Annotated in this window: 20 protein-coding genes; 13 read left to right on the forward strand and 7 right to left on the reverse strand. The window is 69.2% G+C overall.

The window, feature by feature from the left end; all coding sequences use genetic code 11:
• Nucleotides 1–3: 3 nt before the first annotated feature.
• On the reverse strand, nucleotides 4–396 hold the full coding sequence (locus tag CVV72_RS03365) for a DUF4267 domain-containing protein (protein WP_219150981.1): 393 nt from the start codon (nucleotides 394–396) through the stop codon (nucleotides 4–6).
• A 91-nt stretch (nucleotides 397–487) separates the two neighbouring features.
• Between CVV72_RS03365 and CVV72_RS03370 the strand changes: the two genes are divergently transcribed.
• The 12 genes from CVV72_RS03370 (at nucleotide 488) to CVV72_RS03425 (ending at nucleotide 19,737) form a co-directional block, all read left to right on the forward strand.
• Nucleotides 488–1,066 (forward strand): TetR/AcrR family transcriptional regulator, encoded by a 579-nt coding sequence (locus CVV72_RS03370; RefSeq protein ID WP_219150982.1) that lies wholly within the window; start codon nucleotides 488–490, stop codon nucleotides 1,064–1,066.
• 92 nt (nucleotides 1,067–1,158) lie between these two features.
• Nucleotides 1,159–1,863, forward strand: coding sequence for a (d)CMP kinase (gene cmk / locus CVV72_RS03375; protein WP_219153798.1), 705 nt, complete (start codon nucleotides 1,159–1,161; stop codon nucleotides 1,861–1,863).
• On the forward strand, nucleotides 1,860–2,528 hold the full coding sequence (locus tag CVV72_RS03380; protein ID WP_219150983.1) for a 1-acyl-sn-glycerol-3-phosphate acyltransferase: 669 nt from the start codon (nucleotides 1,860–1,862) through the stop codon (nucleotides 2,526–2,528). Before cmk ends, CVV72_RS03380 begins: the two co-directional genes overlap by 4 nt.
• 5 nt (nucleotides 2,529–2,533) lie before the next feature.
• On the forward strand, nucleotides 2,534–4,054 hold the full coding sequence (gene der, locus CVV72_RS03385) for a ribosome biogenesis GTPase Der (RefSeq protein ID WP_091599524.1): 1,521 nt from the start codon (nucleotides 2,534–2,536) through the stop codon (nucleotides 4,052–4,054).
• A gap of 246 nt (nucleotides 4,055–4,300) precedes the next feature.
• On the forward strand, nucleotides 4,301–8,203 hold the full coding sequence (locus CVV72_RS03390) for a Pls/PosA family non-ribosomal peptide synthetase (RefSeq protein WP_219150984.1): 3,903 nt from the start codon (nucleotides 4,301–4,303) through the stop codon (nucleotides 8,201–8,203).
• Between the two features lie 20 nt (nucleotides 8,204–8,223).
• The gene (locus CVV72_RS03395; RefSeq protein ID WP_219150985.1) at nucleotides 8,224–9,630 is read left to right on the forward strand and encodes a M1 family metallopeptidase; all 1,407 of its coding nucleotides are present in this window, start codon (nucleotides 8,224–8,226) and stop codon (nucleotides 9,628–9,630) included.
• A 524-nt stretch (nucleotides 9,631–10,154) separates the two neighbouring features.
• On the forward strand, nucleotides 10,155–10,802 hold the full coding sequence (locus CVV72_RS03400; protein ID WP_255632490.1) for a hypothetical protein: 648 nt from the start codon (nucleotides 10,155–10,157) through the stop codon (nucleotides 10,800–10,802).
• Nucleotides 10,799–13,321, forward strand: a complete 2,523-nt coding sequence (locus CVV72_RS03405) for a PEP/pyruvate-binding domain-containing protein (RefSeq protein WP_219150986.1) — start codon at nucleotides 10,799–10,801, stop codon at nucleotides 13,319–13,321. Before CVV72_RS03400 ends, CVV72_RS03405 begins: the two co-directional genes overlap by 4 nt.
• A complete protein-coding gene (locus tag CVV72_RS03410) occupies nucleotides 13,318–14,001 on the forward strand; it encodes a tyrosine-protein phosphatase (protein ID WP_219150987.1) in 684 nt (227 codons plus the stop codon). The genes CVV72_RS03405 and CVV72_RS03410 overlap by 4 nt, the downstream gene beginning before the upstream one ends.
• 121 nt (nucleotides 14,002–14,122) lie before the next feature.
• Nucleotides 14,123–16,402, forward strand: coding sequence for a glycoside hydrolase family 95-like protein (locus CVV72_RS03415; RefSeq protein ID WP_219150988.1), 2,280 nt, complete (start codon nucleotides 14,123–14,125; stop codon nucleotides 16,400–16,402).
• 2 nt (nucleotides 16,403–16,404) lie between these two features.
• Nucleotides 16,405–18,696: a glycoside hydrolase family 95-like protein gene (locus CVV72_RS03420; protein ID WP_219153800.1), complete on the forward strand. Its 2,292-nt coding sequence runs from the start codon at nucleotides 16,405–16,407 to the stop codon at nucleotides 18,694–18,696.
• A gap of 60 nt (nucleotides 18,697–18,756) precedes the next feature.
• On the forward strand, nucleotides 18,757–19,737 hold the full coding sequence (locus tag CVV72_RS03425; RefSeq protein ID WP_219150989.1) for a peptidylprolyl isomerase: 981 nt from the start codon (nucleotides 18,757–18,759) through the stop codon (nucleotides 19,735–19,737).
• A gap of 144 nt (nucleotides 19,738–19,881) precedes the next feature.
• Here the strand turns inward: CVV72_RS03425 and CVV72_RS03430 are convergent, their stop codons facing one another.
• From CVV72_RS03430 to CVV72_RS03445, 4 genes are all read right to left on the reverse strand, one after another.
• Entirely contained in the window at nucleotides 19,882–20,424 is a 543-nt protein-coding gene (locus tag CVV72_RS03430; RefSeq protein ID WP_219150990.1) for a GNAT family N-acetyltransferase, read from the reverse strand.
• Nucleotides 20,425–20,434: 10 nt separating this feature from the next.
• The gene (locus CVV72_RS03435) at nucleotides 20,435–21,883 is read right to left on the reverse strand and encodes an amidase (RefSeq protein ID WP_219150991.1); all 1,449 of its coding nucleotides are present in this window, start codon (nucleotides 21,881–21,883) and stop codon (nucleotides 20,435–20,437) included.
• Between the two features lie 179 nt (nucleotides 21,884–22,062).
• Nucleotides 22,063–22,614, reverse strand: coding sequence for an AAA family ATPase (locus CVV72_RS03440; RefSeq protein ID WP_219150992.1), 552 nt, complete (start codon nucleotides 22,612–22,614; stop codon nucleotides 22,063–22,065).
• Between the two features lie 8 nt (nucleotides 22,615–22,622).
• Nucleotides 22,623–23,084 (reverse strand): hypothetical protein, encoded by a 462-nt coding sequence (locus tag CVV72_RS03445; RefSeq protein WP_219150993.1) that lies wholly within the window; start codon nucleotides 23,082–23,084, stop codon nucleotides 22,623–22,625.
• Between the two features lie 125 nt (nucleotides 23,085–23,209).
• On the opposite strand from CVV72_RS03445, the gene CVV72_RS03450 reads away from it, so the two are divergent.
• Nucleotides 23,210–23,350: a hypothetical protein gene (locus CVV72_RS03450; protein WP_219150994.1), complete on the forward strand. Its 141-nt coding sequence runs from the start codon at nucleotides 23,210–23,212 to the stop codon at nucleotides 23,348–23,350.
• Between the two features lie 67 nt (nucleotides 23,351–23,417).
• Here the strand turns inward: CVV72_RS03450 and CVV72_RS03455 are convergent, their stop codons facing one another.
• Together CVV72_RS03455 and CVV72_RS03460 are read right to left on the reverse strand one after the other, a co-directional pair.
• On the reverse strand, nucleotides 23,418–24,242 hold the full coding sequence (locus tag CVV72_RS03455) for an NAD(P)-dependent oxidoreductase (RefSeq protein ID WP_219150995.1): 825 nt from the start codon (nucleotides 24,240–24,242) through the stop codon (nucleotides 23,418–23,420).
• 35 nt (nucleotides 24,243–24,277) lie between these two features.
• Nucleotides 24,278–25,090, reverse strand: a complete 813-nt coding sequence (locus tag CVV72_RS03460) for an IclR family transcriptional regulator (protein ID WP_219150996.1) — start codon at nucleotides 25,088–25,090, stop codon at nucleotides 24,278–24,280.
• Between the last annotated feature and the right edge of the window lie 97 nt (nucleotides 25,091–25,187).

A 25,187-nucleotide genomic window follows, 5' to 3' on the forward strand; every position in this document is an offset into this window, starting at 1 on the left:
AACTCACTGTTCTTTTCGCGCGGGACGGATCAGGAACAGCGCCGAGATCCCGAGCATCAAGGCACATGTCGCGCCGTGGACACCGAGCGCGGCGCCCACGGATCCGTTGTGGGTCAACACGATCAGCATGTCGCCGAAGGGGATGAACGCCAGCGCGAGCATCGCCCAGCCCAGTGCGCGGGCGTTCCGGAACAGCAGGAGAGCGAGCACCACGAGCGCCGTGCCGATGTCGCGGACTCCCTTGACGGCGAGGATCGGGTCACCCTCGGACGGCATCACCGGCAGTCCGAATCCGCCCGTCTGGGTCGCCGGGAAGAACACGTAGCCGCTCCCGAAGTAGAGGACGAAGAGCACGAGGGCGGCGGACAGGACGTAAGCGATCTTGATTCTGGTCATGATCTCCGACTCCAAAAGCTAGCAGCGCTAGGAACGAGACGGAGACTAGCGCTAGCACTGCTAGCTTGTCTAGCGGTGCTAGCATGTTCGTATGGTCACCAATCCCCGGCGCGAGCGGGACCGCTCGCAACGCGAACAGCTGATCGTCACCACCGCCCGCGAGATCGCCGAAGAAGAGGGCTGGGACGCGGTCACCACCCGACGGCTGGCGGCGAAGATCGAGTACAGCCAGCCCGTGCTCTACAGCCATTTCTCCGGCAAGGGGGCGATCATGGCGGCCGCGGCGCTCGAGGGCTGCACCGAAATGGCCGCCGACATGCGGAAGGGTGCCGAGACGACGGAGGGCTCGCGGGAGGCGCTGCTGCGGCTGGCCGAGAACTACTTCGACTTCGCCGACCGGAAACCCGCGCTCTACGACGCGATCTTCACTCTCGCCAGCGAGCTGAGCTTCGCCAGCCCGGACAGCCCGGAGCCGCTCAAGGACGCGTTCGGTGCGCTGCTCGAAGTCGTGGGCCCGGTCTCCGGCGAATACGATCCCGGCCTCTACACCGAGACCTTCTGGGCGGCATTGCACGGCCTGGTCACTCTCGAGCGCAGCCGCCGCCTCCCGGCGGGCGCACGCGCGGAACGGATCGGCATGCTCGTCGACCGGTTCGCCGTGGGCGGCTGAGGCGTGTCGCGTGCCACCAGGCAGAATGGTCGTCGATCAGGTGAGCGACGAATGAGTTGAGGAGAGTTCCGGTGACGGGAGCCCTGCGTGGTGTGGTCGCGATGGACGGCCCGTCCGGAACCGGGAAATCCACGGTTTCGCGGAAGCTCGCGACGAAGCTCGGCGCCGGTTACCTCGACACCGGCGCGATGTACCGCATGGTCACCCTCGCCGTCCTGCGCGCCGGGGTCGACCCGGCCGACGCGGACGCGGTCGCCGACGTCGCCGTGAAGGCCGAACTCGGCATCGGGACCAGCCCCGACGAGGCGACCGTGACCCTGGCGGGGGAGAACGTCGCCGCCGAGATCCGCGGCTCGGACGTCACCACCGCGGTGTCGCCGGTTTCGGCCGTCCCGGCGGTCCGTGAACTGCTGGTCACCCGGCAGCGCGAGATCATCGCCGAGGTGCTCGGCCGGGTCGGCGGCATCGTGGTCGAGGGGCGCGACATCGGCACCGTCGTCTCGCCGGACGCCCCGCTCAAGATCTTCCTCACCGCTTCGGCCGAGGTCCGCGCCGCGCGGCGCAGCGCGCAGGACTCCGCGGCCGGCCGCGAGTCCACCGTGGATGTCGCGAAGGCGGCGGTCGAGCGGCGCGACCACCTCGACTCCACGCGGACGGCGTCGCCCCTGCGCGCGGCCGAGGACGCCGTCGAGGTGGACACTTCGGCGCTCAACATCGACCAGGTGATCGTCGCGCTGGCGGAACTGGCACTGCAGCGCGGGCTCCTCGAAGGCTGCCCCGCCGAGGCCGCCAGGTGAGCGCGAAGGGACTGCCCGAAGGCGCGAGCGGCCCGATCCACACCTTCGGCAGGGGGATCTCGAAGTTCATCGTCCGGCCCGCCTTCCGGGTCCGGGTCCACGGTGGCGAGCGGGTGCCGTCGTCGGGTCCGGTGGTGTTCATCGCCAACCACAGCTCGATGGTGGAACCGCAGCTGCTGTTCGGAATGTTGTCGCGCCGCACGGCGTTCCTGGTCAAGGAGGAACTCTTCCGGGGGTTCGTCGGCTGGTTCTTCCCGAAACTGGGCCAGATCCCGGTGAAACGGGGTGCGGTGGACCGCAAACCGCTGATGATGGCGGTCAAGGTGCTCGAGGACGGCGGTGCGGTGGGGATCTTCCCCGAAGGCACCCGCGGCCTCGGTGACGCCGAAAACTTCGAGCGCGGCGCGGCCTTCCTGGTCCGCGCCGGGAACGCGACCGTGGTTCCGGTCGCCACTCGGGGGACGTACAAACCCGCCGGCGCCAAGAGGCGTTGGCGGCCACGCGTCGACATCGTGGTCGGCGAACCTTTCACTCCCGCGATCGGGAAGGGAAGGACAGGGCTGGAGGAGGGAACCGAGCGGCTTCGCGTCGCGCTCGCGGACCTCGTGAAGGCACTGGACGAATGGCGCTTGGAGCACGGGCTTCAAGACACGCGACAGGATTGAAGAAAATGACTGGATTTGACTCCGCCTCCGCGGGGGGAAGTACGTCGGCGGGGCTCGACGGCGTCGGCGAGATCGACGGCTCCTGGTCCGACGAGTCCGAATTCACCGCGCTCGACGCACAGATCGCCGCGGGCGAGGCCGAGGAGGAGGCGCAGCTCGCGCAGCCGGTCCTCGCCGTCGTCGGCAGGCCGAACGTGGGCAAGTCGACCCTGGTCAACCGCATCCTCGGCCGCCGCGAGGCGGTCGTGCAGGACGTCCCCGGCGTGACCAGGGACCGTGTCGCCTACGACGCCTTCTGGGCGGGCCGCCGGTTCACCCTGGTGGACACGGGCGGCTGGGAGCCGGACGCGACCGGGCTCCAGGCCTCCGTCGCCGCGCAGGCCGAGATGGCGATGGCCACCGCCGACGCGGTCCTGCTGGTCATCGACGCCAGTGTCGGCGCGACGGCCACCGACGAAGCCGTCTCCAAGGTGCTGCGCCGCTCGAAGAAGCCGGTGCTGCTCGCCGCCAACAAGGTCGACGACGACCGTCTGCTCGCCGACACCGCGTCGCTGTGGTCACTCGGCCTCGGCGAGCCGTACCCGGTCAGCGCGCTGCACGGCCGCAGCTCGGGCGACCTGCTCGACGCCATCGTCAAGGCGCTGCCGGAGATGCCGCGCGACGGTGACCGCGCGACCACCGGCCCGCGCCGCGTCGCGCTGGTCGGCAAGCCGAACGTGGGCAAGTCGAGCCTGCTCAACAAGCTGTCCGGTGAGGAGCGGTCCGTCGTCGACTCGGTCGCCGGCACCACCGTCGACCCGGTCGACTCGCTGGTCGAGCTGGACGGCGAGACCTGGCGGTTCGTCGACACGGCGGGCCTGCGCAAGCGGGTCAACTCGGCCAACGGCGCGGAGTACTACGCCTCGCTGCGGACCAAGACCGCGATCGACGCGGCCGAGGTCGCGATCGTGCTGCTGGACGCCGCCGAACCGCTTTCCGAGCAGGACCTGCGGGTGCTGACCATGGTCGTCGAGGCGGGCCGCGCCTGCGTGCTCGCCTTCAACAAGTGGGACCTCGTCGACGAGGATCGCCGCCACGCCATGGTCCGCGAACTGGACCGCGGCCTGGTGCGGGTGCCGTGGGCGGACAAGGTCAACATCTCCGCGCTCACCGGCCGGTCCGTGCGCAAGCTCGCGCCCGCGCTGCGGACCGCGTTGAAGTCCTGGGACCAGCGGGTTCCCACCGGCCAGCTGAACGGCTGGCTGGCCGACCTCATCGCCGCGACCCCGCCGCCGGTGCGCGGCGGCAAGCAGCCGAAGGTGCTGTTCGCCACCCAGGCCGGTATCCGGCCGCCGACGCTGGTCCTGTTCACCACCGGTTTCCTCGAAGCGGGCTACCGGCGGTTCATCGAACGGAAGTTCCGTGAGCGGTTCGGTTTCGAAGGCACACCCGTCCGGGTGAATGTCCGGGTTCGCGAAAAGAAGCAAAGGCCCAAGGCAGGCGGAAAAGCGGCCGGAAAGTCGGCGGGTAAACCGAAAGCGCGTTGATTTCTCACGATGTAGGTGAATATTTCACTGGGTGGACACGCCGATGACCTCGGGTTTCGGCGTGTCCGCCGGTGAGTTTCGACACTCTGCCGAGACCCTCCCGAGATATGCCGTTCACCTGCGGTAAAGTCATAGGTCTGCTAGCGGGCGCCTCATTCGGAGAGCGAGCCCGAATGACGCACTTCGCGAAAGGTGTGTGATGGGCTTGAGCGCCCATGGTTCCGTCCTGCCCGTGGTGACCGCCCGATGACACTGACCGCCGATTCCCGGCCGATCGCCTGTGTCGCCGACGTCACCGTCGCTCCCTCGCCCGCCCCCGTCGCCGACCGGGCCCTCTTCTGGTCCGGTCTCGGAGCCGGTGAGCGCACCCTGCTCGACATCCTCGCCGAGACCGCCGCCCGCCACCCCAACGCGGGCGCCATCGACGACGGCGAGACCACGCTGTCCTACCGCAAGCTCGTCGAGGAGATCGACGCCTACGGCCGCAAGCTGACCGCCAACGGCGTCGGCGTCGGCGACCGGGTCGGCGTCCGGATCTCCTCCGGCACCGCGGAGCTCTACGTCGCGATCCTCGCCATCCTGTCCGTCGGCGCCGCCTACGTGCCGGTCGACGCGGACGACCCGGACGAGCGCGCCGAGCTGGTTTTCGGCGAGGCCGACGTCGCCGCGGTCGTCTCCGACGGCGGCGCGATCGCCGTCGTCGGCTCGCCCAGCGGCGTCGAAGGCGCCCCCGCGCCGACCGACGACGCCTGGATCATCTTCACCTCCGGCTCGACCGGAAAGCCGAAGGGCGTCGCGGTCTCGCACGCCTCGGCCGCCGCCTTCGTCGACGCCGAAGCGCAACTGTTCCTGACCGAGGAGCCGATCGGCCCCGGTGACCGTGTGCTCGCCGGCCTGTCCGTCGCGTTCGACGCGTCGTGCGAAGAGATGTGGCTCGCCTGGCGTCATGGCGCCTGCCTGGTGCCGGCGCCGCGTTCGCTCGTGCGGACCGGTGTCGACCTCGGCCCCTGGCTGGTCGCGCAGGGCATCACCGTCGTCTCGACCGTGCCGACGCTGGCCGCGCTGTGGCCCGCCGACGCGCTGGAAGACGTCCGCCTGCTGATCTTCGGCGGCGAAGCGTGCCCGCCGGAACTGGCCGAACGCGTGGCCGTCGAAGGCCGCGAAGTCTGGAACACCTACGGCCCGACCGAGGCCACCGTCGTCGCCTGCGCCGCGCAGATGACCGGCGAGGGGCCGGTCCGGATCGGCCTGCCGCTGGTGGGCTGGCAGCTCGCCGTCGTCAACGAGGCGGGTGAGCCGGTCGCGATGGGGGAGACCGGCGAGCTGGTCATCGGCGGCGTCGGCCTGGCCCGCTACCTGGACCCGGAGAAGGACGCCGAGAAGTTCGCGCCGCTGCCCTCGCTGGGGTGGCGCCGCGCGTACCGCAGCGGCGACATGGTCCGTGCCGAAGCCGAGGGCCTGTTGTTCCTCGGCCGTCTCGACGAGCAGGTCAAACTCGGCGGCCGCCGGATCGAGCTCGGCGAGGTCGACGCGGCGCTCCAGGCGCTTCCCGGCGTGCAGGGCGCGGCTGCCGCGGTCCGCCGCACCAAGGCGGGAAACCAGGTGCTCGTCGGATACGTCGTGCCCGCCGAAGGCGTCGAGTTCGACCACGACGAGGCCGCGACCCGGCTGCGCGAGCAGCTGCCCGCCGCGCTCGTCCCGCTGCTGGCCCTGATCGACGATCTGCCGACGCGCACCTCCGGCAAGGTCGACCGCAACGCGCTGCCCTGGCCGCTGTCCACTGTGGACGCCGCGAAATCCGGGCTGTCCCCGACGGAGAGCTGGCTCGCCGAAGGCTGGGCGGAGATCCTCGGCGTCTCGGTCGACAACCCGAAGGCCGACTTCTTCACCAACGGCGGCGGAAGCCTGACCGCCGCGCAACTGATCGCGCGGATCCGCACCCGCCACCCGCAGGTGTCGGTGAGCGACATCTACGCCAACCCGAAGCTCGGCGCGCTCGCTTCGCTGCTGGACGCGCTGAGCGGCGAGAAGACCGAACGCCGCGACATCGCGTCCACCCCGCGCAAGGCCGGGATCATCCAGTCGCTGCTGATGGTCCCGCTGATGGGCCTGGTCGGCCTACGGTGGACGACGATCGCCGCGACGCTGTCGAACGTGCTTTCGCTGGCCGGTTTCGCCTGGGCGCCGACGCTGCACTGGGCGTGGATCGCCGTCGCGTGGATCGTGCTGTTCAGCCCCGCCGGCCGGATCGCGATCTCCGCCACCGGCTCACGGCTGCTGCTGCGCGGAGTCCGTCCCGGCAGCTACCCGCGCGGCGGGAGCGTCCACTTGCGACTGTGGACGGCCGAGAAGCTCGCCGAGTTCAGCGGCGCGGACAGTGTCGCGGGCGCTTCGTGGATGACGACGTACGCCAAGGCTCTCGGCGCGCGGATCGCCAAGGACGTCGACCTGCATTCCCCGCCGCCGGTCACCGGCATGCTGAAACTCGGCCGTGGTGCCGCCATCGAACCCGAGGTCGACCTGACCGGGCACTGGGTGGACGGCGATCTCGTGCACATCGGCAAGATCCGCATCGGCGCCGACGCGCGGATCGGCGCGCGCAGCACGCTGTTCCCCGGCGCCCGGATCGGCAAGGGCGCGGAGATCGCGGCCGGGTCGACCGTCCGCGGCAACGTGCCGGCCGGGCAGCGCTGGGCCGGTGCCCCCGCCGCCCGTGCCACGAAGGACTCGCTGAAGTGGCCGTCGAGCCGACCGCCGCGCTCGCGCTTCTGGGCTTCGGTCTACGGCGCGACCTCGGTCGCGCTCGGTCTTCTGCCCGCTGTCGCCGCGCTTCCGGCGGTCGCGGTGCTCGGCTACGCGATCGCGGGGACGGCTTCGCTGGGCGCCGCGCTCGGCCAGGCGCTGCTGTTCACTCCGCTCGCGACCATCGCGTACTTCCTGTCCTACGCCCTGCTCGTGCTCGTCGGCGTCCGTTCGCTGAGCATCGGCATGGTCGAGGGTTACCACCCCGTGCACGGGCGTGTCGCGTGGCAGGTCTGGGCGACCGAGCGGCTGATGGGCATGGCGCGTGAAGGGCTGTTCCCCTTGTACGCCAGCCTGTTCACCCCGGTGTGGCTCCGGATGCTCGGGGCGAAGGTCGGCCGCAACGTCGAGGCGTCCACCGTTCTCGCGCTGCCGAAGATGACCCAGGTGGACAGTGGCGCGTTCCTCGCGGACGACACCATGGTCGCCACCTACGAACTCGGCCACGGCTGGCTGCACGTCGCGCCGGCGCGGATCGGCAAGCAGGCGTTCCTCGGCAACTCGGGGATGGCCGCGCCGGGACGTTCGGTGCCGAAACGCGGTCTGGTCGGGGTGCTGTCGTCGGCCCCGCTCAAGGCGAAGAAGGGCTCGTCGTACCTCGGGATGCCGCCGCTGCCGGTCCGCCGGTCCGTCGGCGCGGCCGACACGAGCCGTACGTACACGCCGCCGCTGCGGCTGAAGGCGGCACGTGCGCTCGTCGAACTGTGCCGCATCGTGCCGGTGATGTGCGGTGTCGCGCTGACCGTGCTGGTGGCCGCCGGGATCTTCGCGCTGGCGGCGTCGTACGGCTTCCTGGTCGCGGTGCTGCTCGGCGGGCCGCTGCTGCTCGCCGCCGGTGCCGCCGCCGCGCTGACCGCCACCGCGATGAAGTGGCTGCTCGTCGGCCGGTTCCGCGCGGTCGACCATCCTCTGTGGAGCTCGTTCGTCTGGCGCAACGAACTCGCCGACACCTTCGTCGAGGCGCTCGCCGTGCCTTGGCTGATCGGTTCCCTCGGCGGCACGCCGCTGCTGCCGGCCTGGCTGCGGACCATGGGCGTCAAAATCGGCCGCGGTGTGTGGCTGGAGACGTACTGGCTGCCCGAGTCGGACCTGGTGAGCCTCGGCGACGGCGCGACGATCAACCGCGGCTGCGTCGTGCAGACGCACCTGTTCCACGACCGGATCATGACGATGTCGCCGGTGACCCTGGACGAGGGAGCGACGCTCGGGCCGCACGGTATCGTGCTGCCTGGCGCGAGCATCGGCGCGCGGACGACCGTCGGACCGGGCTCTTTGGTGACCCGGGGCGATGAGGTTCCCGCCGACTCACGCTGGCTGGGTAATCCGATCTCGGCCTGGACCAAGTAGGAAGCGGGGTTCGTTCGCGGGTGATTTCGAAGGCCTCCGCGCAGCCCTCGCCCGGCTCGGACGTTTCCGGCGACTCCTATCTGCCCCGTCACGGTAACGGCGGTTACCGGGTCCGGCACTACGATCTGGAGCTGGACTACAAGATCGGTCCCAACCGGCTGTCGGCCTCCGCGGCCATCACCGCGGAGGCGACGCAGGCGTTGTCGCGGCTCACGCTCGACTTCGGCGAGTTCCGGATCAACCGCGTGCTGGTCAACGGGAAACCGGCCAAGTACACGCGGCGCGCGCACAAGCTCCAGGTGAAGCCGGTGAAGTCCCTGGCGCTCGGCAGCGAGTTCGTGGTCGAGGTCCACTATGTCGGCAACCCCCGGCCGCTTCCGGGGCTGTGGGGCGACATCGGCTGGGACGAACTGACCGACGGTTCGATCGTCGCGAGCCAGCCGGTCGGGGCGCCGTCGTGGTTCCCGTGCAACGACCACCCTTCGGACAAGGCGACCTATCGTGTCGCGCTGACGACGTCGTCGCCGTATCTCGTGGCCGTCACCGGGAACCTGGTGGCGCGACACGAACGCGCGAGCACCACGAAGTGGGTCTTCGAACGGCCCGAGCCGACGCCGACGTACCTGATGAGTGTCCAAATAGGACGCTACGACGACGTCGAACTCGTCTCCGGTCCCCAGCCCGGCTGGTTCTCGCAACCTTCCGTCGAGGCGTTCCGGATCAACCTCGACGGTGGCTCCGTGGTCACCTCGGTCCCGCAACGGGCCGCCGTGCCGCCGCGCCTGCGCCGGGCGTTCTCCCGCGATTTCGGGCGGCAGGCCCGGATCATGGACTCGCTGCAACGACTGTTCGGGCCGTACCCCTTCGGCGAGTACGTCGTGGTCGTCACCGACGACGACCTCGACGACCCGATCGAGGCACAGGGCATGTCGATCTTCGGCGCCAACCACGTCGACGGGCGGCGAACCCACGAACGACTTGTCGTGCACGAACTGGCGCACCAGTGGTTCGGCAACAGCCTGACCGTCGCCGACTGGCGGCACATCTGGCTCAACGAAGGCTTCGCGACCTACGCGGAATGGCTCTGGTCTGAGGAATCCGGCGGGCAGAGCGCGCACGAGTGGGCGAAGACCTGGCACGCGCGGATGAAGGTGAAGCCCGCGGATCTGCGTCTTTCCGACCCCGGCGTGGCGCGGATGTTCGACGAGCGCGTGTACAAACGCGGCGGCCTTCTGTTGCACGCCTTGCGTCGCACCGTCGGCGACGCGGTGTTCTTCCCGCTGGTGAAGGCTTGGGCGGTGGAGAACCGGCACGGTCTGGTGACCACTGCGGCTTTCGTGGCGCTTGCCGAACGCTTCGCCGGTCGCTCGCTGGCCGGGTTCTTCGCGGCTTGGCTGGATGCTCCGGCGCTGCCTGCTTTGCCTTGATGCGCCCGCTCGTGGGTTCCCAATGTCGCATTTGAGACGCTCATCGTCTCAAATGCGACATTGGGAACCCCTCGGGAGTTGTCCACAGGGAGTGCCGGTGGGGTGAGTTGTCCACAGGCTTGCGGATCAGGGCTGGCGCGGAATCGGCCGGGACATCCACGATCGCGTATGTGGTACTGACCGGCGAATGGCGAGACGATCGCGAGGCTCTGTGGGAGCTGAGTCGTGGTGGAGTGATCACTGTCGCGGGCCTGGTGGAGTTCGGCGTTCCCCGGAAGACGTGCTACCGGCGATGTCGGCCAGGGCAGCCGTGGCAGCGCTTGCTTCCGGGAGTCCTCCTGCTCGGTTCCGGTAGCCCGACCCGGCGTCAGTGGGTCGATGGAGCCCTCCTCTACGGCGGGACGCAGGCACTCGTCACAGGTCTCGAAGCTTGCCGCCGTCAGGGCTTGCGGGGGTCGGGAATCGCGGCCAACGGAATCCAACTGCTGGTTCCCGCCTCCTGCAAAGTCAGCAGCGTCGGTCCGGTGACAGTGGAGCGGACCACGCGCATGCCCCGGCCGGTCGTCGTGGACGGGGTGGCGATGGCGCCACTCGTCCGGGCGGTCCTTGATCAATGTCGACGGTCGACCACGCACGATCCGGTCCGGGCCTTGCTGACCGAGGCCGTTCAGCGAGGGCGGCTGAAACCCGAGGTCCTTATCCGGGAACTGGATGCGGGAAGTGATCGAGGCAGTGCGTTGCCGCGCGAGGTACTGCGTGACGTCATCAGGGGAGCCCGCTCGGTCGCCGAAATCGACGCGATGACCGTATGGCGGCTCTCCGGTCTGCCCGAACCGGTCTGGAACCAGCCACTCCGGGACGGAAACGGCGAGTACATCGGAACCCCCGATGGTTACTTCAAGAAGATCCGGCTCGCTTGGGAGATCGACTCCTACGACTTCCACTTCGCGAAGGAGGACTATGCGAAGACTGTGGACAGAAACGCCAGGTATGCCGCGGCAGGGATCGCGCTGCTCCAGACCCTGCCCAGCCGTCTCCGGACAGAGCCTGAGGAAGTGGCGGCAGAGCTTCGCGCGGCGTATCTGGCCGCTGAGGCTCGGCAGTTGAACTCAACCCCGGTTGAGGATGCAGGCTTGAGTCAAGCGAACATCCCCTGGGAGGAACGAAAGTGATTCTCGAGCTCGCCGAAGCGGGAGGCTGCCCGCGCGACCTCGTCGGCGGTAAGGCGGCGAATCTCGCGGAGATGACTTCGGCGGGTTTTCCCGTGCCGGAGGGTTTCTGCGTCACGACCGCCGCGTATCGGCAGGTGCTGGCCGACGGAGAGGGGCCGCGGTTGCTCGGTGAGCTGACCTGTGGGCCGCCCGACGACGCGGGAAGGTTGGCGAGCCGGTTGCGGGCCCATGTGCTGACCGTGCCGATCCCGGAGCGGCTCGAAACCGCGATCGTCGAGGCGTACGAAAGGCTTTCGCCGGACGGGCCGGTCGCGGTGCGGTCTTCGTCGACCGCCGAGGATCTGCCGGACGCCAGTTTCGCGGGTCAGTACGACACTTTCCTCGGCATGCGGGGCGCCGGAGAGGTGCTCGCCGCGGTGCGCCGTTGCTGGGCGTCGCTGTGGGCGGACCGGGCGGTGAGGTACCGCGCGACGCACGACACCGATCTCGCTCCCGCCATCGCGGTGATCGTGCAGCGGCTGGTCGACGCCGAATGCGCCGGCGTCCTGTACACGGCGAATCCGGTGTCGGGCAAACGATCCGAAGTGATCGTCGACGCCGCCCCCGGACTGGGCGAAGCGGTCGTATCGGGTGCGGTGACTCCGGATCACTATCGGCTGGACGCCGAGGGTGAAACCGTGGAGGGGCCAGACGACGGCTGCCTGACACCGTCGCGACTGAGCGCGCTCGCGGCGGTCGGCGGAGAGCTGGAGAGGCATTTCGGCGCGCCGCAGGACGTCGAGTGGGCGTTCGACGGCGAGGGCGAGCTTTGGCTGACCCAGTCGCGGCATATCACCACGCTGTTCCCGGTCCCGGAGAGCAAGGAACTGCGCGCGTACTGGTCGGTCAACGTCTACCAGGGGATCAGCCGTCCCTTCACGCCGATGGGCGCGTCCATGATCCGGGAGCGTCAGCGGGGAATGGCGGTTTACCTGACCGCGCTCGGCTTCTCCGACGAGATCACCGATGTGGACGGGTGGCTGTATTGGGACATCACCGAAGGCGTGCGGAACCCGGCGAAGCGGTCGAAGATGGCCGCGTTCGCCGACAGCCTCGCGGCGCCGTCGGGCCGGATCGTCGAGCAGCTCGGTCGTGATCGCCGGTTCCTGTCAGCGCCTTCGGGCCGCGGTGTTCCGCCGAAGAAGCCGCGCCGCCGCTGGGAACGGATGGTTCTCGCGTGGCTGTGGCCGGATCGGGCTCGTGCCAAGGTCGTCCGCGACGCCGAACGGCGGATCGCCGCCTTCGCGGGGCGGGCCGAGGCGACCGCGGACGAACGATTGTCCTTTGTGGAATCCGTCCGGCGCGACGTCTGCCGGATCGAGGCGGATCTCCCTCGTGACGCCAATACCGCGGGCGCGACCGGCGGGCAGCTGGCCGGGCGGCTGCTGCGTGGTCATGTGGACGAGTCCGAGGTGGCCGCCGTTTTCCTTGGCGTTCCGCACAATCCGACCACTGAGATGGATCTGGCATTGTGGAAGGTGGCGACGGCGATCCGGCGTGACGAGGAGGCCCTCCGGTTCTTACTGGAGACCGCGCCCGACGAACTCGCCGCCAAACAGCTCGCCGGGACTCTGCCGGACGTGATCCAGCAGGGCGTCGCCGCGTTCCTGACGGAATTCGGCTGCCGGGCCACTTCGGAGATCGACTTCGGTGTGCCCCGTTGGGCAGAGGATCCCGAGCCGGTTTTCGCGATGCTGTCGAATCTGCTCCGCGCGGAGGGCGAAGAGCAGGACGCGGAGGCCCGGTTCGAACACGCGGCCGCGGCGGCCGAAGCGCGGATCGTCGAACTCACTCGACGTCTCCCGGTGACCGAACTGCATCGAGCGGTCCTCGCGCGCTTCCTGCTCCGCAGGTCTAGGCGGTTGCGTGGACTACGCGAGTTCCCGAAATTCTGCCTGATGCGCGGTTTCGCCGCGCTCCGGACGCAGCTGCTCCTCGTCGGAGAGGAGATCGTCCGTGCGGAGCGGCTGGAGCGGGCCGACGACGTGATGTTCCTCGATCTCGCCGAAGTCAGGGAAGCCTTGGGCAGCAGGGATCACCGGGCGACCGTGGCGCGGCGCCGACGGCTGTGGGAGCGGGAATCCCGCAGGCCCAGGGTGCCGTCGGTCGTGCTCTCCGACGGCACCGCGCCCGCCGTCGAATCCGATCCGGGCGGCGGGCTCACCGGACTGGCCGCGGCGGCCGGGGTGGTGACGGGCCGTGCCCGGGTGATCCACGATCCTGACGGGGCGCGTGTCGAGCCGGGCGAGATCCTGGTCGCCGCGACGACCGATCCCGGGTGGACGCCGCTGTTCCTGACGGCGGCCGCGCTGGTGACCGAAACGGGCGGGATGATCTCGCACGGCACCACGGTGGCCAGGGAACACGGGATCCCGGCCGTGGTCGGCGTTCCCGGCGCGACCGCGCTGATCACCACCGGGCAGGTGATCACCGTCGACGGTTCGGCGGGGACGATCAGGTTCGGGAAGGAGCCGCGGTGACGGCGGTCGCTTCCTCGCTCACCGGCGCGTTCAACTTCCGCGACGCCGGCGGCGGGCCGATCCGGCGGCGAAGGCTGTTCCGCAGCGACACCTTGCAGGCGCTGACCGCGACCGACAAGGAACTCCTGCTCGAGCGGTTCGGCATCGAAGGGGTCATCGACCTTCGCTCCAGCGCCGAGACCGTCAGCGAGGGCCGGGCGGATCTGCCCGGCGTCCGCTATGTGAACGTGCCGCTCCGCGCTGTCCAAAAAGGACGATCGAGTGCGCTGGAGGAGATCTACGCCGATCACCTCCGGCACGACGACAACCTCACGGTCGCCGTCGAGATCCTCGCGGTCCTGCTGGTCCGGCCCGTCGTGGTGCACTGCGCGTCGGGCAAGGACCGGACCGGGATCGTCACGGCCCTCGCGCTCGGCCTCGCCGGGGCGCCGCGGGAGATGATCGTCCGCGACTACCTGCGCAGCGCGTACAGCCTGCCCCGGGTGATCGCGCGGTTCCGGTCGCTCGGATTGCCGGAGGAACTGTTCCGGTGCACGGAGGGCACGATCAACGCCTTGCTGGACACCGTCGAGGAAGACTTCGGCGGTTTCGCGGGCTGGGCGCGGCAACGTGGCGTGTCCGACGCGGCGGTCAGGGCACTCCGCGGAAATTTACTCAACGACAGAGGAATTGTCCGATAAGACATCCGATGTATATACCGCTGCGCGAGTGAAGGGGGTGGTCAAAGCTCGGCTATTTCTGGAAACATGCCGGTCGCCAGGACTTGATCTGCGGTAAACGTAGTATGAATCTGGAGGCCCCATGGTCGAGCTGTCCAGGCGATCGATGCTGAGGGTCGCGGCGGGGGCGGCCGCGCTCGGTGGTGTTTGGGCTCAGGGGGCTTCGCCGGCGCTCGCCGGACAGGACGTCCACCGCCGGATCGTCGACGACGCGTGCATGCGCTGGGGGCGGATGCCGAAGAACTGGCAGGAGGGCCCGTTCCTCGCCAACGGCTTCCTCGGCGTGCAGTTCTACGCGGGCGCGCAGCCGAACGTCCTCAAGGTCATGCTCAGCCATTCCCAGGTCCAGGACCAGCGCGGGCAGTGGGAAGCGGGTATCGGGTACTCGCGGCTCCCGGTCGGCTATCTCACCCTCACCTTCGAGGGCGCGATCACGGCGGTGGACTGGCATCTGGACCTGTACAACGCCGAACTCGGCGGCACGATCACCACCACCCGGGGCTCGGTGCGGTTCTCCGCGCTGGTCCACAACGACCAGGATCTGCTCCTCGTCTCGCTCACCGGGGAGGCGTCCGCGGAATGGGGATTCACACCGCTCGAATCGGCGACGACCAGGACGATCCGCAAACCGCCCGAGTACACGGCCAATCCCGTCCCGAAGCTGGCCAGTGCGGGCGATGTCCGGTATTGCGAGCAGCCGCTCCACGCGGGCGGCGGGTACACGACGGCGTGGCGTGAGCGGACGATCGGCACGCGGCGGCTCTTGGCGGCGACGGTCGCGTACACCTTCCCTGAACCGACCCACGGCGCCGAGGCCATCAGGCGGGTCGATCGCGCGTCGGCGGTGCACCCGGACGGGCTCGTCGCCGGCCATCGACGCTGGTGGAACGCCTTCTACCACCGCAGTTTCGTATCCGTTCCGGACAAGCGGGTCCAGCGGTTCTACTGGATCCAGCTGTACAAGACCGCCTGCGCCACCCGCGCGAACGGACCGGTCGTCGCCGAATGGGGGCCGTGGTTCCCGGAGGTCGGCAACAGCTGGACGGCGGTGTGGTGGAACCTCAACGTCCAGGTCACGTACCCGATCGTCAACAGCAGCAACCATCCCGAACTCGACGCCGTCACCGCGACCCTCCGCCGCGACCACGCCAACCTCGAACTCTCGGTCCCTCCCGACTACCGGGACGGCGAAACATACGCCCTCTCGCATCCGGGGGACTGGCGCCTGCGGCCCGGCGGCACCCGCGCGGTCGGCGTTCCGGGGCCCGCCACCAAGAACGACCAGACCGGCAACCTGATCTGGGGCCTGCACAACGTCTGGCTCGCGTACCGGCACAGCATGGACGTCCGCGTCCTGCGCGACGTGCTGTATCCGACGCTCGCCAAGGCGCTCAACTACTACCGCCACTTCCTCGCGAGCGGACAGGACGGCGCCTTGCACCTGCCGATGACGAGGTCACCCGAGTACGCCGACGCGGCCGACTGCACCTATGACCTGTCGTTGATCCGCTGGGCCGCGCGCACCCTCGTCGAGTCGGCGGCCAAGCTGCGGATCGACGACCCGCGGGTGCCGGCGTGGCGGGAGATCGGGGACAAACTGGTGTCGTACCACCAGGATCCCGGGCAGGGCGTGCTGATCGGCGATGGTGTCCCGCTGGCCGACTCGCATCGGCACTTCTCGCATCTGCTCTGGCTCTATCCGCTTCGGGAGAAACTCTGGGACCGTCCCGGCGATCGGGACATCATGCGCCGCACTTTCGCGCACTGGGCCGGTGCGCAGGCGAAATGGCACGGCTACAGTTTCGCGGCGGCGTCGTCGATGAGTTCCGTGATGGACGCGCCGGAGGAAGCCCTGCGGTATCTGAAGATCTTCCTCGGCGGGACCGTCGTGGCCGACACGCAGCTGACCCCGAACACGATGTACCGCGAGGGCGCGAACCTCGCAATCGAAAGCCCCATCACCGCTGCACAGTCCATAGTGGACATGCTGCTGCAGGGGGATCACGGAGTGCTCAAGGTGTTCCCCTCGGTCTCGTCGACGTGGCCGGACGCGTCCTTCGAGAGCCTGCGCGCGGAGGGCGCCTTCCTCGTGGACGCTTCCCGCGCGAACGGCGCGACCGAATGGATCCGCGTTCACAGTGAGGCGGGGGAGCCGCTCACCCTGCGGCACGGGATCGCCGGTGACATCGAGGTCCGTGACGGGCGCGGACGGCGGCTTCCCTGGCGGCACGCGGGTCCCGGCACGATCTCGATCCCGCTCGGCCGCGGCGGGACGGCCGTCGTCACGCGACGCGGTGTGCGTCCGGCGCTGGAACCACGGGATGTTCCTGGTGATCGGGGAACTCCGGCATGGGGGGTCTGAAGATGGACATCACGCGCAGGACGATGCTCGGCGGGACGCTGGCGGGCGTGGCGGCGGCCGGATTCGCGCCACCGGCGTCGGCGGCGGAGAACGACTTCGCGCTCGGCGGCCTCGACTGGGCCGGTTTCCTCGGCGCGGCCGACCTGATCTGGCGGCGCATGCCGAAGGCCTGGTACGAAGGTCCCTTCCTGGGCAACGGTTTCCTCGGCTCGGGTATCTACGCCGAACCGGGCCACAACGCCGTCCGCTTCACCGTCCAGCACAGCGAGGTACAGGATCACCGCCCGGAGTTCGGTTCCCTGTTCGGGCTCGCGCGGCTGCCGATCGGATACTTCACCCTCGAACCGGTCGGCGCCGTCACCGGGGTCGACTGGCGGATGGACCTCTGGAACGCCGAACTCAGAGGCACGATCACCACCTCCGCGGGCAGTCTCTCGCTGCGCGCGATCGTCCATACCGGACAGTCGCTGCTGGCCGTCGAGATCGAGCCGTCCGAGGGTGAGCGCGGCTTCGCGTGGATCTTCCACCCGGCCGAGGCGGTGAGCCCGAGAACGGATCCGAAGTTCGGGAAGCCGCCGCCGGCCGGGTACGTCGCCAACCCGCCCCCGAGCCTGGAAAGCAGCGGTGACAGCAGGCTTTCCGTGCAAACGCTCCTGTCGGGCGGTGAGCACGTCACGGCGTGGCGTGAAGTCGTCCGCGGATCGAAGCGGACGCTGTACACGTCCGTGGCGTGGTCGTTCCCGAAGCGGACGGCGGCGCGGGAGGCGTTGAAGACGGTCCGCCGGGCGGAACCGTTCTCCGCGTTGGCGGCCGGGCATCGTCGCTGGTGGCACGATTACTATCGGCACGGTTTCCTGTCCGTTCCGGACACCCGGCTCCAGAGCTTCTACTGGATCCAGCTGTACAAGATCGCCTCCGCCGCGCGCCGGGAAGCGCCGGTGATGGCGACCTGCGGACCGTGGCTGGAGCCGACCCCGTGGCCCGCGACCTGGTGGAACCTCAACGTCCAGCTGGAGTACTGGCTCATCCACGGGTCCAATCACCTCGAACTGGACGCGGTGAGCCACGCGCTCGGGAAGTTCCGGGCGAACCTGACGAGCCAGGTCGCCGAACCCTACCAGCACGATTCGGCGGGCATCCCGCGCACGACGGACATGACCTTGCTCAACGGCGCGGCCGGGACGAACGCGGGATTCCCGGTGGGCATCCCCGGCAAGGAGACGCCGACTCCGGAGGTCGGCAATCTCACCTGGGCGCTGCACAACGTCTGGCTGTCCTATCGGCACACGATGGACCGGCGCCTCCTGCGGGAAACCCTGTTCCCGCTGCTGCGCAAGGCGATCAACTACTACCTCCACTTCCTGGCGCCCGGGCAGGACGGAAAACTGCATCTACCGGCGACGTTCTCCCCGGAGTACGGCGTGACCGCGCCGGACTGCAACTACGACCTCGCGCTGATCCGCTGGGGCTGCAAGACCCTGCTGGAGTCGGCGGCGGAACTGCGCGTCGACGACCCGCTCGCCGGGCGGTGGCGGGAGGTGCTGGCCAGGCTGGTCCCGTATCCGGCCGACGCCAACGGCTACATGATCGGCGCGGGCGTGCCGTTCGCGAAATCACACCGGCACTACTCGCATCTGCTGCAGATCTACCCGCTGTACGAGATCACCTGGGAGCGGCCGGAGCACCGGCGGATCATCGAGACCTCGCTCGACCACTGGGTGGGCTTCGAAGGCGCGTTGCAGGGCTATACCTTCACCGGCGCCGCGTCGATGTCGGCGCAGATGCTGCGCGGCGACAAGGCGGCGTTCTATCTCGGCGAACTGCAGCGGCGCTACATCCAGCCGAACACGATGTACAAGGAATCCGGTCCGGTGATCGAGACGCCGCTTTCGGCCGCGCAGTCGCTGCACGACATGCTCGTGCAGAGCTGGGGCGGGGTGATCCGGCTGTTCCCGGCCGTGCCCGCCGAATGGGCCGACGCGGCGTTGCGCGACTTCCGTACGGAGGGCGCGTTCCTGCTCAGCGCCTCCCGGCAGGCAGGTAAGACACGCTGGGTCAAGGTCATCAGCGAGGCGGGGGCGCCGTGCGTGCTGCGGACGGACATGGCCGGGGAGCTGACCGTCCGCGACCGGTGGGGGCGGCCGAAACGGTGGCGGCGGCTGCCGAACGGCGACGTCCACCTCGACCTGCGGCGTGGGGAGGAGGCCGTCGTGCACCGCGCGGACGACCGGCCGGACCTGGAAATCCGGCCGGTCCCGGCGAACGGGGCCAGTGCGCCATGGGGGATGCCGTGACGTCGTGAGCGGCGATACGCGAGAGTGTTCCTGTACTTCCTCCGGACGACAGGAGCACAGATGTCCCAGCCGCCGCAGCCGGGCGAGCCCGAAGGCCAGGCGCCCGATCCCGGGGCTCCGCAGGGGCAACCTCCCCAGCAGCAGTATCCGCAGCCCTATCCGCAGCAGCCGTACCAGCAGCAAGGCTGGTACGGCGCGCCGCAACAGCCGCCGCCGTCGTCGAACAAGACGGTGCTCTGGGTGGGCCTGGGGGCGCTGGGACTCGTCGTGATCGTCGCGGTCGTGGCGATCACCGGCTTCGTGGCGCCGGGGTTCTTCCTGCCGGACTCGAAGGGCAAGAGCACGGCCGCTTCGTCGTCCTCGTCGGCTCCGGCTTCCAGTACGGAGGACACGGCGATACAGAGCCCGGTGAACGTCCCCGCGAGCAGGGTTCCGGTGCCGCAGCGCAGCACTCCGCTGGCGGATCCGACGGACTGCGCGTTCCCGGCGGATACCTCCGGTCCGGTGCCGAAGAAGGTGAACCCGCCCGCGGCGGGCCCGACCCCGGCGTCCGGCACGATGGCCGTCACCCTCAAGACGACGGCGGGTGAAGTCGGGCTGACACTGGACCGCGGGCTCGCGCCGTGCACCGTCGCGAACTTCCTCTCGCTGGCGCAGCAGGGTTATTACGACGGAACCTCGTGCCACCGGCTCGGTACGACGGGACTGCAGATGCTCCAGTGCGGTGACCCGGAAGGATCCGGAATGGGCGGGCCGGGATACACCGTTCCGGACGAGGTCTTCTCTGGCCTCAGGTACGGGCGGGGCATCCTCGCCATGGCGAAGAAGCAGGCGCCGGACACGGGCGGCAGCCAGTTCTTCATGGTGTTCGGTGAAGCGGAACTGCCGCCGGAGTACACGGTGTTCGGGAGTATCACGGACACCGGCCTCCAGACCCTGGACAAGGTCGCTCGCGGAGGGGTGGACGACGAGAAGGGTCCGGGCGACGGGACCGGGCCGCCGCGGATCCCGGTGACGTTCCAGTCGATCGCGGTGGGCTGAGGCGAGGGTAGGGAGCCTTCACGCGCTGCCACGGGAACTCCTGCCGCAGGTGCGGCGCGAGTGGCGATCCTCGAGTCCGTGAAGGCCTCCTTGAGGGAATCTGGGTCTCTCAAGGAGGCCTTCACGGACCGGGTTTTCGTGCGCTCAGCGAGATGGCGGGTGCCGGACGCCGAACCACTGCTCGGCGCCGTACTCCTCGAACCGCTCCACCTCAACGAAGCCGAGCTTCGCCGCGACGCGCATCGAGCGCTCGTTGGCAGTCTGCGTGCAGAGCACCACCGGCTCGCCGGGAAGCACTTCGGCGAACCAGTCGAGGGCCGCCGCGCAGGCCTCGGCGGCGTACCCGCGTCCCCACGCCTGCGGCAGGATCAAGTAGCCGAGCTCGGTTTCCCCGCCAGTCGGCCGAATATGTCCCGGGCGCTCCGCGTCACGCTGGTCTAGCGTGATCATGCCGATCAGCGACCCGTCGAGTTCGATGACGAACAGTCCCGGTCGCCGCCCCGGAATCGCGGGGCTCGTGCGCTCGAGCTCCTCACGCGGTCGAGCGCCACCGATGTACGTGCCCACTTCTGGCGAGGCGAAGAGCTCGATGAACGTCGCACGGTCCCGGGCTTCGGACCCGCGAAGCACGAGCCGCTCGGTCTTGATCGGGGCAGGCGGCCAGGCGACGTGATCGAGCTTCGTCATGGCCGGCAACCTAGCGCACGCCGTTGCCCGGTGCCCGGAAGCCGCCGATCTCCCGTTCGAGCAGTTCGGCCAGTCGCAACGGGGTGCGGTCTTCGAACATCGGGCCGATGAGCTGTACGCCGACCGGCAGGCCCTCGGGGGACCGGCCCGCGGGTATGGCGGTGGCGGGCAGGCCGGGCATGGTGGCCAGGCCCGCCCAGACGAGTTGATCGAAATACGGGTAGTCGACGCCGTCGATGTCGATGCGCCGTTTCATCGGGTTGGGGTGGTGGTCGTGCGGGAACGCGGGCGTCGGCGTGATCGGGCACACCACGGCGTCGAACTCGGCGAACAGCCGCCGCCAGCCGTGGCGGTGGACCTCCCGGCGCTTGTCCGCCTCCATCCAGTCGCTGTGGCTGAACAGCATGGCGCGCAGCCGTACGGCGTCAAGGCTCTGGTCGTCCGCGCCGGCCTGCGGCTGCTCGAGCGATTCGATGGGGAAACGCGCGACGGACCCCGAAATCAGCAACTCCATGTAGAGGGTCGCGGCCTCGGTCAGGTCGGGCAGCAACGGACTGCGCCAGGCGACGCGGGCACCACCGTCAACGAGCGCGTCGGCCACTCGGTGCACGCCCGCCCGCACGGCGGATCCGGTCGGAATGAGCGGATGGTCGTCGAGGATCAAGACCCGGAAATCGCGGAGGCGCTCGTGGCGGGCGGGTGGCAGCGCCGAACGATACGCCACGCCGTGCGTCAACGGGTCCGGCCCGGCCATGACGTCGAGCAGGAGCGCGAGGTCGCGGGCGGAGCGCGCCATCGGACCGACGACGGCGAGATCGAAGTCGGCCGGGAAGGCAGGCTCGGACGGCGGGACCATGCCACGGGTGGCCGCCAGTCCGAGTGTCGGCTTGTGCGCGTGGACGCCGCAGAAATGCGCGGGTGTACGCAGCGAGCCGGCGAGGTCGGAGCCGATGGACAGCGCGCCGAACCCGGACGCCAGCGCCGCCGCCGACCCGCCGGAGGACCCGCCCGGCGTCCGATCGTGCTCCCACGGGTTGACGGTGGTGCCGTAGATCTCGTTGAAGCTCTGGATGTCCTGCAGCCCCAACGGCACATTGGTCTTGCCGAGCACCACCGCGCCCGCGGCCTTGAGCCGCGACACCTGCACCGCGTCCTCGGCGGGCACGTGGTCACGGTGCGCCGGCATGCCCCACGTCGTGGGCAGCCCGGCCATGTCGTACGACTCCTTGACCGTCACCGGGACGCCGAGCAGCGGCCGGTCCTCACCGCGCGCGCGTGCCCGGTCGGCATGGTGCGCGGCGGCCCGCGCGCGATCGAAATCCGGCACGCAGATCGCGTTGATCACCTCGTCTTCGCGCTCGATACGGGCGATCACCTCGTCGGTCAGCTCCGTCGATGTCACCGAACCGGTGCGTAACGCGGCAATGATTTCTTCGGCCGTCTGAAAGCTCGATTCCATGAATTCGAAGTTATCGACGTGCTCATGGGGGCACGAAATTCCGCGTCAGGCAACAGAAAGAGTCCTTCGCGGACTTGTTCCTCGGCTGCGGGCGTATCGGCGCAGGTCACGGCGCTGAAAGGGGGTGGCTCCGCCTGTGCGAGCCATGAAGTGCCGCTTTGTGCAACGGGACGGACGTCTCAAGTCGCGTCGAGTGCTTCCCTGAGGCGCATGTAGGACTGGTCTTCCCCGATGCCGGTCGTGTCGAGCCGGATCACGTGCGGGCGCTTGGCCAGATACTCGTCGAGGTGACCGCGGATCCTGTCGATCAGGTCGGAATCGGGATCTTCCAGAACCGCTTGGAGCCGCGCCTCGACAGCGTTGATCGGACGCTTGTCGCGCACGCGCCGTAGATGCTCGCGGGCGTCGACGAGGAGGGCCACTTCGATATAGGTGGCTCCAGTTGCGCGGGCCGCTGCTTCGAAGGCCGGATCCGGATCGCGGTCATGAACGGTCACCAGTTGCGGGAGAATCACATCGTATCCCTGGCTCAGGTGCCGTGTGGCCAACTCTCGCCCGTGGCTACGAGCCCATTCCAAGGCCGCGAAGAAGTTCTTTTGCCATCCGCCGATCAACCCAGCGAGCACATCCAGATCGAGTGCGAGCGTTCCGGGGTGCTCGTCGGCGTAGCGGCGGGCGAGAGTCGATTTCCCCACGCGTGAAAGTCCGTTGAGGTGGATCAGGCGCGCCATGACGCGCTCTAGCTCGGCGGCTGCTGAGTCGGCGGGTTGGACTGCGGGTAGCCAGGCTGCGGCGGCTGGAACCCCGGCTGTGGTCCCGTCGGGTAGTTGACCGGCCCGGGGTTCGGCGCGAAGCCTGCCTGGTGCCGCGGCGGGTGGCCGCTCTTGGCGACCGCGATGGCGACCAGGAGCCAGGAAAGCAGCGCGACGGCGTCGAGCGGGATGCCGACTCCCATGAAGATCCACTGGATCTCGTCGACGGAAAGGCCGCCGGACGAGGCCCAGGACGGCACGTTCACCGACACGAACCGCCAGATGATGCCCGCCGCCGTCGCGACGAGCATGAGCACGAAGGCGCCCACCATCAGGCCGGAGACTCCGCGGGAGCGGGCTTTGATCGAAAGGATCAAGCCGAGCAGGCCCACGACGAGCTGCACTACCCGCGGGACGACGTCGATGCTCGCGAACGTAAAGGTTGACATGCCTGCCTTCCACAGCTTTCCGCCGGAGCTCGTGACGTCCGGACCGCGCCGAGGTGATCCTAGGTGGTGCCACGCTTCATGTGGCGGGTTCAGGGAAAGACAAAGGTCGGGTACACCTGAGCGGCATGACCGATCGTGCTCCGTGGCAGGCCGACGCCGACTATCCGCATCACGTCGCGTACCGGGACGCCGACTTCTGCCACCGGCGTCCCTTACGACCAGCGGCAGACCGCGATATTCGACCCGGCGCGCGGCTGACCGGTTGATCGGGAGAGGGGTGTGTGGAAACAGGGACGTTCAACGTCTCTCTTTCCACACGCCCCTCACCCAGCGTCAGAGCGGGTTGTACGCCCCCAGCGGCGCGGTGCAGAACGGGCCGCCGACGTACTCCGCCGCGATCCCGGTCGGCGCGGGCTTGTCGGCCAGCTGATCCGCGTAGGTCTCCGCGTTGTCGAGCGACTTGTAGCCCAGCGCCTCGGCTTCGGCGAGCGAGTAGACCCGGCGCGTGTTGTCCGAGACTCCCCAGATCAGCCGGTAGCCGGGGGAGGGGTAGCTCAGGCAGGCCTCGAACAGGCGGGCTCCGTCGTCGGGGGAGAGCCAGGTGGTCAGGCCGCGCGGGCCGAGGACGAGCGGATCCTCGAAACAGGAGCCGATCCGGATGACGATCACGTCCATGCCGAACCGCGAGTGGTACAGGCTGCCGAGCGCTTCGATGGCCGCCTTGCTGACGCCGTAGTAGGTGTCGGGCCGGGGCGTGGAGTCGGCGGGGAGGCCGTTCTCGCCCGCCTCGTCGTTGCGGCGGAAGCCGACGGAATGGTTGCTGGAAGCCAGGATCACGCGCGGTACACCGGCGGCCCGCGCGGCTTCGAGGACGGTGTGGGTGCCGTTGATATTGACGTCGAGGGTGGCTTCCCACGAGTTCTCGCGGCTGTGCCCGCCGAGGTGGATCAGCGCGTCGACGCCGGCGCAGGCCTCCGCCATCGCCTCAGGGTCGGTCACCGAAGCGGTGATCAGCTCGACGTCCTCGCCGCCCGCGGCTTCGGGCTGCGCGGCCAGGTCGAGCAGCCGCAGCACCCGGCCGGAACGGCGTAGCCGCGGCCGCATCAGGGTGCCGACGATACCCGCCGAGCCGGTGATCAGGACGCGCTGGTCTGCCATGTGAACCCCTTGTCAGTGAAGGAAGTACGGAATGATCAGCGGATGCCGGCGCGGCGCAGTTGCTGGCCGAGTTCCGCGGTGATTTCGGCGAGAAGCTCGCCGACGCGCTGAGCGTCGGCGTCGGTGACTTCGGTGACCGGCATGGAGCAACTGATCGCGTCGGTGCCGGGGATGCGGTACGGGATCACGGCCGCGACGCAGCGGACGCCGAGGCTGCCTTCCTCGATTTCCGCCGCATAGCCGCGTTCGCGGGTCTTCGCGCATTCGGCGTGCAGCGCTTCGACGGTGGTGATGGTGTTCGGGGTGAGCGCCGCCAGCTCTCCGGTCAAGAGCCCGTCGATCTCGTCGTGCGTCAGTTCGGCCAGCAACGCCTTCCCCAGTGCGGTCGCGTGGGTGGGCAGCGTGCGGCCGACGCGCGACACGAGATGCGTCGAGTGCCGGGACTCGCGCGTCTCCAGGTAGACGACGTCGGTGCCTTCGCGGCGCGCGAAATGCGCGGTGTAGCCGGTCTTCTCCCGGATCCGTTCCAGTGCCTCGGTCGCGTACGGGACGACCGGGTCGCGGTCCAGATAGGCCGTGCCGCAGATCAGCGCGCGGACGCCGAGGCGGTAGCGGGCGGTGTTGGTGTCCACTTCCAGCCAGCCGGCTTCGAGCAGGGTGCGGAGCAGCCCGTGCAGGCTCGACCTGGGAAATCCGGTCCGCGCGTGGAGATCGGACAGGGAAAGCCACACGTCGTTCGCGGCGAAGGTCTCGATGAGGTCGATCGCCCGCCGGGCCGATTTGACCCCGACGGGTTCGGCGGCGGGTGCGCCGTTCGCCACGGTGACAGCGGCTTCCTGTTGGGGCATCCGCGCTCCTCCATCCGGCCGTTGACTTGTGACTCCGGCCATATTAGCGTCCCGAACAGCGTTCTTATGGATGAACATAATCACTATAACAGACTCC

It is taken from the genome of Amycolatopsis sp. TNS106 (assembly GCF_019330265.1).
In the GTDB taxonomy this organism is placed as follows: domain Bacteria; phylum Actinomycetota; class Actinomycetes; order Mycobacteriales; family Pseudonocardiaceae; genus Amycolatopsis; species Amycolatopsis lurida.

What these genes read in the sequence shown, in the direction of transcription:
- CVV72_RS03370 (WP_219150982.1), top strand. Translation starts at nt 488, where the DNA reads ATGGTCACCAATCCCCGGCGCGAGCGGGACCGCTCGCAACGCGAACAG.
- CVV72_RS03455 (WP_219150995.1), bottom strand. Translation starts at nt 24,242, where the DNA reads ATGGCAGACCAGCGCGTCCTGATCACCGGCTCGGCGGGTATCGTCGGC.
- CVV72_RS03415 (WP_219150988.1), top strand. Translation starts at nt 14,123, where the DNA reads ATGGTCGAGCTGTCCAGGCGATCGATGCTGAGGGTCGCGGCGGGGGCG.
- CVV72_RS03440 (WP_219150992.1), bottom strand. Translation starts at nt 22,614, where the DNA reads ATGGCGCGCCTGATCCACCTCAACGGACTTTCACGCGTGGGGAAATCG.
- CVV72_RS03430 (WP_219150990.1), bottom strand. Translation starts at nt 20,424, where the DNA reads ATGACGAAGCTCGATCACGTCGCCTGGCCGCCTGCCCCGATCAAGACC.
- CVV72_RS03460 (WP_219150996.1), bottom strand. Translation starts at nt 25,090, where the DNA reads ATGCCCCAACAGGAAGCCGCTGTCACCGTGGCGAACGGCGCACCCGCC.
- CVV72_RS03450 (WP_219150994.1), top strand. Translation starts at nt 23,210, where the DNA reads ATGACCGATCGTGCTCCGTGGCAGGCCGACGCCGACTATCCGCATCAC.
- CVV72_RS03365 (WP_219150981.1), bottom strand. Translation starts at nt 396, where the DNA reads ATGACCAGAATCAAGATCGCTTACGTCCTGTCCGCCGCCCTCGTGCTC.
- CVV72_RS03420 (WP_219153800.1), top strand. Translation starts at nt 16,405, where the DNA reads ATGGACATCACGCGCAGGACGATGCTCGGCGGGACGCTGGCGGGCGTG.
- CVV72_RS03425 (WP_219150989.1), top strand. Translation starts at nt 18,757, where the DNA reads ATGTCCCAGCCGCCGCAGCCGGGCGAGCCCGAAGGCCAGGCGCCCGAT.
- CVV72_RS03390 (WP_219150984.1), top strand. Translation starts at nt 4,301, where the DNA reads ATGACACTGACCGCCGATTCCCGGCCGATCGCCTGTGTCGCCGACGTC.
- der (WP_091599524.1), top strand. Translation starts at nt 2,534, where the DNA reads ATGACTGGATTTGACTCCGCCTCCGCGGGGGGAAGTACGTCGGCGGGG.
- CVV72_RS03435 (WP_219150991.1), bottom strand. Translation starts at nt 21,883, where the DNA reads ATGGAATCGAGCTTTCAGACGGCCGAAGAAATCATTGCCGCGTTACGC.
- CVV72_RS03445 (WP_219150993.1), bottom strand. Translation starts at nt 23,084, where the DNA reads ATGTCAACCTTTACGTTCGCGAGCATCGACGTCGTCCCGCGGGTAGTG.